This window comes from Streptomyces panacea (genome assembly GCF_040560175.1).
Lineage (GTDB): Bacteria > Actinomycetota > Actinomycetes > Streptomycetales > Streptomycetaceae > Streptomyces > Streptomyces panacea.
In genome coordinates this window covers 1-9,656 of the sequence record NZ_JARJHW010000241.1, presented here as the reverse complement: position 1 = coordinate 9,656, position 9,656 = coordinate 1, and the positions used below count along the sequence as shown (strand labels likewise).

The following is a 9,656-nucleotide window of genomic DNA, read 5'->3' as shown; positions in this document are numbered from 1 at the left end:
GACAGCCCGGACGGCGCGCCGACACCTGAACCCGGGCCGGAGTGCCCGGGGGCCGCGTGACGCCGAACGGGCGCGTAACCACATGCCCTCGGCTGCCCGCGAGCGGCGCCCACGACTCGTGGCCGGGCGTACCGCCCTGGACCACCTGGTGGGTCGTGTGGACCTCGGACCTCGGACGCCGCACGGGCCGCGTCCGCACGACCCGCCAGGCGGTCACGGACACACCTCGTGCCACCCACACAGCACGACACCGTCCGCCGCGAGACGGAACCACGGCTCGCACCGGGCGAGCCGACCGGGACCGCCCGGCGGGGCATCGTCAGCCTCGGACGCCGCACGGGACCCGTCCGCACGACCCCCCGGGCCTCACGGACACAGCCCGGCGGACGCCCGGCTCGTGCCGGACTCCGACGTGCGTCTGGGGCCGTACGCGGCGCCCCACGACGGCCGATGCGCCGCGTCCCGGCCCACGGCGAAGGCCCGCCCTCGCCGCCGGGGTCCGGCAGTGAGGGCGGGCCGTGTGTCGCGTCGTGGCGGTGGGCTAACCCTGGGGGTCGAGGTCGATCTCCGCCGTACGTTCCGCCGGGGTCTTGCCCAGCAGGGGCTTCTGCATCGCCTGGGCCACGTCCGCCGCCGACAGGGGGTGTTCCTTGCCGTCGCCCTTCGTGATCGTCAGGCCCTCGAAGACGCCGTCGAGCAGCTTCTCGATCGCCGCCCTGTCGTAGACCTCGACCAGTTTTCCGTCGATCGCCTTCATGGAGAGGATCTGCGGCAGTGACCGGTCGGGACCGAACTGGATCTGCCGGCCGCCCGCGTTGATCGTGATCAGGCCCGACATCGCCGGTTCCGCGAAGTCCTTCATCGCGCGGTCGAGTTCGGCCTGATCGATCGTCGGTTCGCGGCTGCTGATGGGCAGTTCGACGCTGTTGGGCTTGCCCGTCTCGACCTGGGCGCGATAGGCGTCCCGTACCGAGATCATCGAGCGCTCGACGTCAAGTGCCTTGCCCGCCTTGCCCGGTACGGGGACGGCCTTGCCCGGTTCGAACTTGATCGTCCCGTCGGCCGCCGAGCCCGAGTCGCCCGCGAGGTCCGTGAGGGCGACGCGCAGCTTCTCCTCGTCGACCGGGATCACCGGTTCGGTGACACGTTCGCCGCCGAAGAGTGAGCCGATCACGGAGACCGGGTTGTAGTCGCTGCCCGCCGCGTTGCGGACCGTCGCCTGGCTGTCGAGGCTGAGCCCCGCCTTGTCGGGGCCGAGCTCCTCCTTCTTGCCGCCGACGGACAGCTGGAGCGGCGCGGTCGAACGCTTGCCGAGCGTCCCCTCCAGCTTGTCGACCGCGTCGTCGCGGGTGCCGCCGCCGATGTCCACGCCGAGGACGGTGGTGCCCTTCGGTACGTCGGAGTGGTTCAGGAGCAGCCCGGCGCCGTAGGCGATGGCGACCAGCGTGACGATGCCCACGCCGACGCCCATCAGCTTGGAGCGGCCCTTCTTCTTGGGAGGCGGGCTCGCCGTGCGCGCGGGTGCCGGGCGCGAGCCGGGGCCCGCGGGAGTGGCGGATCCCGGTCCCGCGGGGCCGGGGAAGCCCGGCGACGAGAAGTCGGGGTTGCCGCCGCCGTGGGACGAGGGCCCCGCGGACATGGGGCCGCCGGCCGACGGGCCGGGAGGTGCGGGCGGTTGGCCGTCCTTGAACCGCGGCACAGGGCCCTGGCCCGGCTGGACACCGGCGGGCGGGAACGGGGAGCGGCTGTCCGAGGGCACCACCGGGATGCCACTGGTGAGCGTGTCGCCGGACACGTGGGTGCCCGGCCCGCCCGGAGGCTCGGGGGCGGGCGTCTGCGGGGTCAGTATGGCCGTGTCGTCGGACATGCGCGGCGGTCCGCCGCGGTCGTCCCGGTCGTCGCGACCGGCCGGTCCCGCCGGTCCCGAGGGACCGGCCAGAGCGCCCAGGTCGGCGCCCGACGGCAGGTCCAGGAAGGCGAGCGACGACGTGCCGCTCGCCGGGCCCGAGGTCGGTCCGTCGGGCGCGCCGACACCGAACGCCGGTGTGCTGCCGCTGCCGGGCGGCATGAAGGCGTTCCCTCCGGGGGCCGGTGGGCGTGGCACGCCCGCGCCACCCCGGGTGTCGGGCCCGGGGACGGCCGGGCCGGGCGCGGTCGCCGCCGCGCCGGCGCCCATCGCCCCGCCGAGCGTGCCCCCGGTCGAGGGCTTGCGCGGCGCGAACCAGTCGCTCGTCGGGGGCTTGTCGCCCGCCGGCGCGTCCTCGTCGGTCGCACCCGTGTCGGGTGCGGTGCCGGTACGCGGCGCGCCGCCGGTGTCGTCCGAGGCACCCCGGCCCGCCTGCGCGGCCGGACCAGTGGGTCCGCCCGATCCGGACGGGCCACTGTCCGTGTCGCTCATGGGCGTACGCATGACGACGGGCGGAATCGGCCGCGAACCCGGGATGTTGATCCGGATGCGTGTGGTCAGCGTTGTCTCGGTCTTCGGCTCGTCCGGCTGTGCCGGGGCCTCGTCTCTCTCCTCCGGAGCGTCCTGTTCAGGGTGCAGCGACGGATACTGGCGGGATCCGTACGGCGGTGTCCCCGAGGGGTACGCGGCTCCGCCGCGCCCCTGGGGCCCGGAGGACGAACTGTCAGTTTCACGACTCAAAGCAGGTTCTCCCGGGTTGGCTCCGCCGCCCGTTCTTACTGGTACTCGACCGTGTGGGTCCCCAAGCCGGAGGCCAGGGGACGGCCCGGAGCGCGCACCACCATACTGTCCTGCGCCGGACCGCACCCGACGACCGGGGGAAGCGTTTATTCCACCGACCGTACGGACGGGGTCAATTCGGGCCGACAGCTACCGGACGGGCGCGTCACTTTCCAAGTCGGCCGGACTCCGTGGCCGGTTGCGGTGACCGCGACATGGTGGCACACATCACAGCCACCACCGCACCTCCGAGCAGATAGACGACCGGTCCCAGGCCCGCGGCGAAGATGCCGTCGCCCTCCGGACGGCCAAGACTGAGCACGATGACGGCGATCAGCCAGCCCGCCGCGGGAGCGCCGACGCCGAACGAGGTTCCGGTGGCGGTCCGGCCTCCGTAGAAGAGGCCCGCGGAGCCGACCAGCGCGAGGACGAGGCCGCCGGGGAACCAGCCGGCCTGCACGAGCGAGCCCGCCGTGCCGACCACCGCCCCGAGGACCAGAAGCCCGAGGTAGGCGGCGATGCGCCCGGGTCTGGGCGGGGACGCGAGCCACGCGCCGGGCTCGCCGCCGCCGGCCCCCGCACCGGCTCTCGTGGCCCCGCCCGTCGCCTTCGGGCGGCTCCCGCCGCCCTGGCGCCCGCTCACTCGCCCACCCCGGCGAAGAGATCCGTCTCGCGTACGCCCGCGTCCGCGCCGGAGGCGCCCCGCACCAACTGGTAGTACTCCGTGCTGAAAAGCGGCTGTCCAAGGCCGTTGGAGAGTGCGAAGAAGGCCCCGTCCACGACGATCTGGGTCTCGTGGGCGCGCATCGCGGCGGCCTTGTGCGCCGCGTACGCCCTCCCGTCGATCTCCGCCGTGATCTCGTCGTCGTCCACCACACCGGGGACGTCGTCGATGTCCGCCACGCCCGCGAAGCCCGGCCCGGCGGCGCGCAGCCGGTCGAACCCCTCCTCGGCGGCCGAGCGCGGCACCCGGTTCCAGTAGATCTTCGCGATCGTGTGCGGGGCGCCGAGTCCGGGACGGAAGTGACCGTCCGCGGCCAGTTCGGCGGCGCGCGTGGCGACGCGATGGGCCTGGATGTGGTCGGGGTGGCCGTAGCCGCCGCGGGGGTCGTACGTCACCAGCACCTGCGGCCGTACGGTACGAATCACCTCCACGAGGTACGCGGCGGCGCCGTCCACGTCCGCGCCCCAGAAGGCGCCCTCGTGGTCGTTCTGCGGGAAGCCCATCATCCCGGAGTCCCTGAACCGCCCCCGGCCGCCCAGCAGCCGGTGGTCGCCGACGCCGAGCTCTCGCATCGCCGCGGCGAGTTCACCGTCGCGGTGGGCCCCGAGCGCGCTGAAGCCGCCCGTCGGCTCGCCGCCGGGCGCGAGATGGGCGAGCGAGGGCGGGATGACCTCGCCCTCCTCACCGAGTGTGCAGGTCACCAAAGTGACCTGGGTGCCCTCGGCCGCGTACCTGGCCATCGTGGCGCCGTTGTTGATCGACTCGTCGTCGGGGTGCGCGTGGACCAGGAGCAGACGACGGTCGGGAGGATCGGTCATGCGCACAGCGTACGAGGCGGGCCCTAACGGGCACGCCCGGGCCGCGGACGCGGAACGGGCTCCGGGACACCCCCTAGAACTGGAGGTCGCCGATCATCCCCGCCACGTTCGTGGTGAGGTCGCTGATCGTGGGGGCCACCGAGGAGCTGGCCAGGTAGAAACCGAGTAATACGCAGACCAACGCGTGTCCACCCTTCAGTCCGGATTTCCGGACCAAAAGGACGACAACGATCGCCAGCAGCACCACCGCCGAAATCGAGAGTGCCACGGCGGTTCACCTCCACAGATGTTCGGCGGATATTCGAGCGGGACAGGCAACACGCATGTGCCGGCGGGTACATACCCACTTGGCGCTATGGATCATAACTATCCGCCGGAACGCATCGATCGGTGCACGGCAGCACATGGGGGCGCACGAACGGCTGGGACGGACGCTAGGTTCGGTCGTATGACCTCGAGGCAACAACTCTCCTTTCCTCGCCAGTACGCAAGGACCCAGCGGTTCACGCTCGGTGCTCCGCGCGCCTTCACGGTGTCCCCCGACGGTTCGCGGGTGGTCTTCCTCCGTTCCGCCTCAGGAACGGACCGTACGAACCGCCTGTGGGTGCTCGATCTCGACGACAGATCGGGTACGGCGCGCGAACGGATCGCCGCCGACCCGGGGGACCTGCTGGCGGGCACACCGGAGGAGCTCTCGGCCGAGGAGCGCGCCCGCCGGGAGCGGAGCCGCGAGGGGTCGGCGGGCATCGTCGGCTACGCGGTGGACGGCGCCGCCGAGTTGGCGGCCTTCGCCCTGTCGGGGCGGCTGTTCACCGCCGAACTGCGCGCCGGGACGGCGCGCGAACTGCCCGTACCGGGGCCGGTGATCGACCCGAGGCCGTCGCCCGACGGGCGGCACATCGCCTATGTGGCCGGGGGCACGCTGCGGGTGACGGGCGCCGAGGGGGACGGCGACCGTGCGCTGGCGGTGCCGGAGGACGGGCAGACGACGTACGGTCTGGCCGAATTCATCGCTGCCGAGGAGATGAACCGGTCGCGCGGATTCTGGTGGTCGCCGGAGTCGGACCGGCTGCTGGTCGCGCGGGTCGACGGGGCGGACGTACAGCGCTGGTGGATCGCCGACCCCGCGCACCCCGACCGCGAACCGTCGACGATCGCCTATCCCTCGGCCGGTACACCCAATGCTGACGTGCGGCTTTATCTGATCGGCCTCGACGGTTCGCGTACGGAGGTGTTCTGGGACCGGGCCACCTCGCCGTATCTCGCGGCCGTCCACTGGTCGTCGGCGGGCGAGCCGTTGATGCTCGTGCAGGAGCGGCACCAGCGCTCCCAGCGCTGTCTGTCGATCGACACGGCGACCGGTGAGACGCGGCTCCTGCGCGAGGAGACCGACCCGGCTTGGCTTGAACTTTTCGCCGGTGTACCGGCTTTGACGCCCGGCGGCGAGCTGGTGCGGATAGTGGACACCCCGGCCGGCGAGCACGGCGAGAACGGCACGGACGGCACGGACGGCGAGCACGGCACGGGACCCGAGGGCGGCGCGCGCGTGCTGGTCGTCGGTGACCGGGCACTGACCGGGCCGGAGTTGCAGCTGCGCGCGGTGCTGGACATCGGCGAGCACGACGTGCTGGTGTCGGCGGCGGCGGGTGAGACCGCCGAGGCGCCCGAGACCGGTGAGATCCATGTCTACCGGGTCCCCTACGGGGACCACGACGGCGGGCCGGAAGGGGCGGGCGAGGCCGAGGAGGTCCGCGCGTGGGGCCCCGAGCGCGTTTCGGAGGGCGCGGGCGTGCACACCGCCGTCCGCGCGGGCGGCGTCATGGTGCTGGCCTCGGCCCGTCCCGACGTCAGCGGAACGGCGGTGCAGGTGGTGCGGGAGGGCAAACAGCTCGCTGTCGTCACCTCGTACGCGCAGCAGCCGAATCTCACCCCGCGCGTACAGCTCACAGAGGGGGGCGCACACCGAATTCCGTGCGCCGTTCTGCTCCCCACGGAGTATCAGGAGGCGGACGGTCCGCTTCCGGTGCTGCTGGATCCCTACGCGGGCCCGCACGGCCAGCGCGTGGTGGCGGCGCACAATCCGTACCTCACGTCCCAGTGGTTCGCCGACCAGGGCTTCGCCGTCGTCGTCGCGGACGGCCGGGGCAGTCCGGGCCGCTCCCCCGGCTGGGAGAAGGCGGTGAAGGGCAATCTGCCGCTGACGCTGGACGACCAGATCGAAGCGCTCCAGGCACTCGCCGAGCGGTTCCCGCTGGATCAGTCGCGCGTGGCCATCCGCGGCTGGTCGTACGGCGGTTACCTCGCCGGACTCGCCGCGCTGCGCCGCCCCGACGTCTTCCACGCGGCGATCGCGGGCGCCCCGGTGACCGACTGGCGGCTGTACGACACCCACTACACGGAGCGGTATCTGGGCGATCCGGCGGAGGCGGCGGAGGTGTACGCGGTCAACTCGCTGGTCACCGACGACGGGCTCGCCGAGCCCGCGAGTCCGGTGCGGCCGATGATGATCATCCATGGTCTGGCCGATGACAACGTCGTGATGACGCACACGCTGCGGCTGTCGTCGGCGCTGCTGTCGGCGGGTCGGCCGCACGAGGTCCTGCCCCTCACCGGGGTGACGCACATGACGCCGCAGGAGCAGATCGCGGAGAATCTGCTGCTGCTCCAGGTGGACTTCCTGAAGCGTTCGCTCGGGATGCCGTAGAACACGGTCCGGACATGGTCGCGTCGCGCCGTACGCCCGGCCGGAGAGCCGTCACCAGCCGGGCGGCGGCGACGAGGGTGGCGGCGGGCCGAACCCGCCGCCACCCTGTCCGCCCCGTCCTCCGTGTCCGCCGCCGCCGTAGCCACCGCCGCCACCGCCCGCCGGATACCCGTACCCCTGCCCGTACCTCTCCGGCTCGTGATGCCCCCACGCAGGCCCGAACGGCCCGGCCCCCGGCACGTCCCCCTCCCCCTTACGGGCGAGCGCGATCAGCGCCAGGCAGCCCGCGCCGAGCCCGAACAGCAGGCTGACGAGGGAAAGTTGTTCAATCGTTGCCAACTCACCGAAGTGGTCCAGCAGTTCGTACCGCAGGGCCCTCGCCAGAGCCGGGCCGCCGACGCCCACCAGCAGCGCCGCCGCGACCATGCCGAGCGGACGTGAGAACGGTGCGTGGAAGAGCGCCCCGACGGCCGCCGTGAGGCAGAGCGGCACGATCGACGCGTTCAGCCAGCCGGGCGGCGTACCGAGGAGCGGCATCAGGACCGACTCGCCGGTGACCCGGTCGAGATAGCCGTCGAGGCCCAGCCGCTGCCCCCAATAGACCTCCCAGGCGGCCCAGATGCCCGCCGCGGCGCCCAGCAGCAGGAAGGCGGCCACGGAGACGCCCTGCGTGGGCCGTGTCGGTGTCAGCGCGTACGCGGAGTCCGGCGGCCTGCGCCCGGCCACGGCCGTGATGAGCAGCGCGACGCCCGCCCCGAGAACGCCGAAGGCGCAGAACAGCGCGCGGGTACGCAGCTCCTCCGGGGCCCGTCCGTCCATCCAGGACGAGCCGAGCACCCAGAGCGCCGGCAGCCGGACGGCGAGGGTGAGGACGCCGGTGGCGACGAGCGCGGAGGCGGCGACCGCCGAGCGCACGACGGCGACGGCCACGACCGCGTACACGACCAGCAGCACGGGGTCCAGCGGAGAGGTCGCGGGCGGGGCTGCGGCCCGGCCGCTGCCCGGGTCCGTCCAGGACCACCACAGATCGACGGGCCCGTCCGTCACCCTGAGGTCCCGCACGATCCACGCGGCGGCGACGACGGCGAGCGCGGCGCACAGCACCGCGCCGGTGATCCTGGCCCCGCGGGTGAATATCACACCGCGATGGTCCCGGTGAAACGCGCCGGGAACAAGGCCACCGGACGCCCCCGCCCCATGACTCCGGCGCGCAGATCCGGCGCGTGGATCCCCGCGCTGCGGGCGACCGGCCGGGACCTCAGGATCCCGGCCGGTCCAACGGCACCCGCACGGCCGTACGTCGACCAATGTGGCCCGTCCGTATATCGGCGAAGCGTCGGCGAAGTTTCCTGCGTGTCAACGGACCCGACGTCTCAATCACGTCTCCTTGTCCGGATCCGGACCATGCTCCCCGTGCTCGCCACCGTCCCCGCGCGCCTCTCCGGGCCCGGCCGTCCTCGCCACCACCTGCCGTTCCTCGGCGAAGTGACACGCCGAGTCGTGCTCCGCCGGCCCCTCCGTCCCCCGGAAGACCGCGGGCACGGCGAGCAGCGGCACCTCCAGCGCGCACCGCTCCTGCGCCTTCCAGCACCGCGTACGGAACCGGCAGCCGGACGGCGGATGCGCCGGCGAGGGCACCTCGCCGGTCAGGATGATCCGCTCGCGGCCCTCACGGGCCGCCGGGTCGGGCACCGGCACCGCGGAGAGCAGCGCCTGCGTGTAGGGATGGGTGGGGTGGTCGTAGATCTGGGTGTCCGTGCCGATCTCGATGATCCGTCCCAGATACATCACCCCGACCCGGTCGGAGATGTGCCGGACGATCGACAGGTCGTGCGCGATGAAGACGTAACTCAGGCCGAACTCGTTCTGGAGGCGTTCCATCAGGTTGATGACCTGCGCCTGCACGGACACGTCGAGGGCCGAGACCGGTTCGTCGGCGACGATGACCTCCGGCCGCAGCGCCAGCCCGCGCGCGATGCCGATGCGCTGGCGCTGGCCGCCGGAGAACTGGTGCGGATAGCGGTTGATGTACTCCGGGTTGAGCCCGACCACGTCGAGCAGGTCCTGCACCCTCCGGCGCCGGTCGCCCTTCGGCGCCACCTCGGGGTGGATGTCGAAGGGCTCGCCGATGATGTCGCCGACCGTCATACGCGGGTTGAGCGAGGTGTACGGGTCCTGGAAGACCATCTGGATGTTGCGCCGTACGGTTTTCAGCGCGCGGCCCGACAGCCGGGTGATCTCCTCGCCCTTGTAGCGGATCTCCCCCGACGTCGGCCGCTCCAGGTTGACGAGCATCCGCGCCACGGTCGACTTGCCGCAGCCGGACTCGCCCACGACGCCCAGCGTCTCGCCGGCCGTCAGGTCGAAGGAGACGCCGTCGACCGCCTTGACCGCCCCGATCTGCCGCTTGAAGAGGATGCCCTGGGTGAGCGGGAAGTGCTTCACCAGGTCGCGTACTTCCAGAATGGGCTCAGCGGGCTCAGACGTCGACGTCATCGAGAGTCTCCCTCCAGAAGAAGCAGGCGCTGTGCCGGTTCTCGTCGACCTCGAAGAGCGGCGGCACGTCCGTACGGCAGATGTCCTGCGCCCGCGGGCAGCGCGGGTTGAAGGCGCAACCGGGCGGGATGCGCAGCAGGTTGGGCGGCAGGCCCTTGATCGCGTACAGGTCCCGGCCCTTCTGGTCGAGCCGGGGAATGGAGTCGAGCAGACCGCGGGTGTAGGGGT

At 72.5% G+C, this 9,656-nt stretch carries 9 protein-coding genes; 1 reads left to right on the top strand and 8 read right to left on the bottom strand.

Features of this window, described 5'->3' with window-relative positions:
- The 5 genes from P3L51_RS33015 to P3L51_RS32995 all read right to left on the bottom strand — a co-directional run.
- On the bottom strand, positions 1-217 hold a 217-nt coding region (locus P3L51_RS33015; RefSeq protein WP_354609028.1), incomplete at its 3' end, for a hypothetical protein.
- Between the two features lie 324 nt (positions 218-541).
- Positions 542-2,647 carry a peptidoglycan binding domain-containing protein gene (locus P3L51_RS33010; RefSeq protein ID WP_354609027.1) on the bottom strand — a complete coding sequence of 702 codons (2,106 nt, stop codon included), beginning with the start codon at positions 2,645-2,647 and terminating at the stop codon, positions 542-544.
- Positions 2,648-2,852: 205 nt separating this feature from the next.
- The gene (locus tag P3L51_RS33005; RefSeq protein ID WP_354609026.1) at positions 2,853-3,329 is read right to left on the bottom strand and encodes a DUF6113 family protein; all 477 of its coding nucleotides are present in this window, start codon (positions 3,327-3,329) and stop codon (positions 2,853-2,855) included.
- Positions 3,326-4,228, bottom strand: a complete 903-nt coding sequence (mshB, locus tag P3L51_RS33000; protein ID WP_354609025.1) for an N-acetyl-1-D-myo-inositol-2-amino-2-deoxy-alpha-D-glucopyranoside deacetylase — start codon at positions 4,226-4,228, stop codon at positions 3,326-3,328. Before mshB ends, P3L51_RS33005 begins: the two co-directional genes overlap by 4 nt.
- A 73-nt stretch (positions 4,229-4,301) precedes the next feature.
- Entirely contained in the window at positions 4,302-4,496 is a 195-nt protein-coding gene (locus P3L51_RS32995) for a hypothetical protein (RefSeq protein WP_354609024.1), read from the bottom strand.
- Between the two features lie 180 nt (positions 4,497-4,676).
- On the opposite strand from P3L51_RS32995, the gene P3L51_RS32990 reads away from it, so the two are divergent.
- Positions 4,677-6,932: a S9 family peptidase gene (locus tag P3L51_RS32990; protein ID WP_354609023.1), complete on the top strand. Its 2,256-nt coding sequence runs from the start codon at positions 4,677-4,679 to the stop codon at positions 6,930-6,932.
- A gap of 51 nt (positions 6,933-6,983) precedes the next feature.
- On the opposite strand, the gene P3L51_RS32985 is transcribed toward P3L51_RS32990, so the two are convergent.
- The 3 genes from P3L51_RS32985 to P3L51_RS32975 form a co-directional block, all read right to left on the bottom strand.
- Entirely contained in the window at positions 6,984-8,072 is a 1,089-nt protein-coding gene (locus tag P3L51_RS32985; protein WP_354609022.1) for a hypothetical protein, read from the bottom strand.
- 237 nt (positions 8,073-8,309) lie between these two features.
- A complete protein-coding gene (locus tag P3L51_RS32980) occupies positions 8,310-9,428 on the bottom strand; it encodes an ABC transporter ATP-binding protein (RefSeq protein ID WP_354609021.1) in 1,119 nt (372 codons plus the stop codon).
- Positions 9,412-9,656, bottom strand: a 245-nt coding sequence (locus P3L51_RS32975) for an oligopeptide/dipeptide ABC transporter ATP-binding protein (protein ID WP_354609020.1), incomplete at its 5' end; no start/stop codon positions are given. The genes P3L51_RS32975 and P3L51_RS32980, both read right to left, overlap by 17 nt.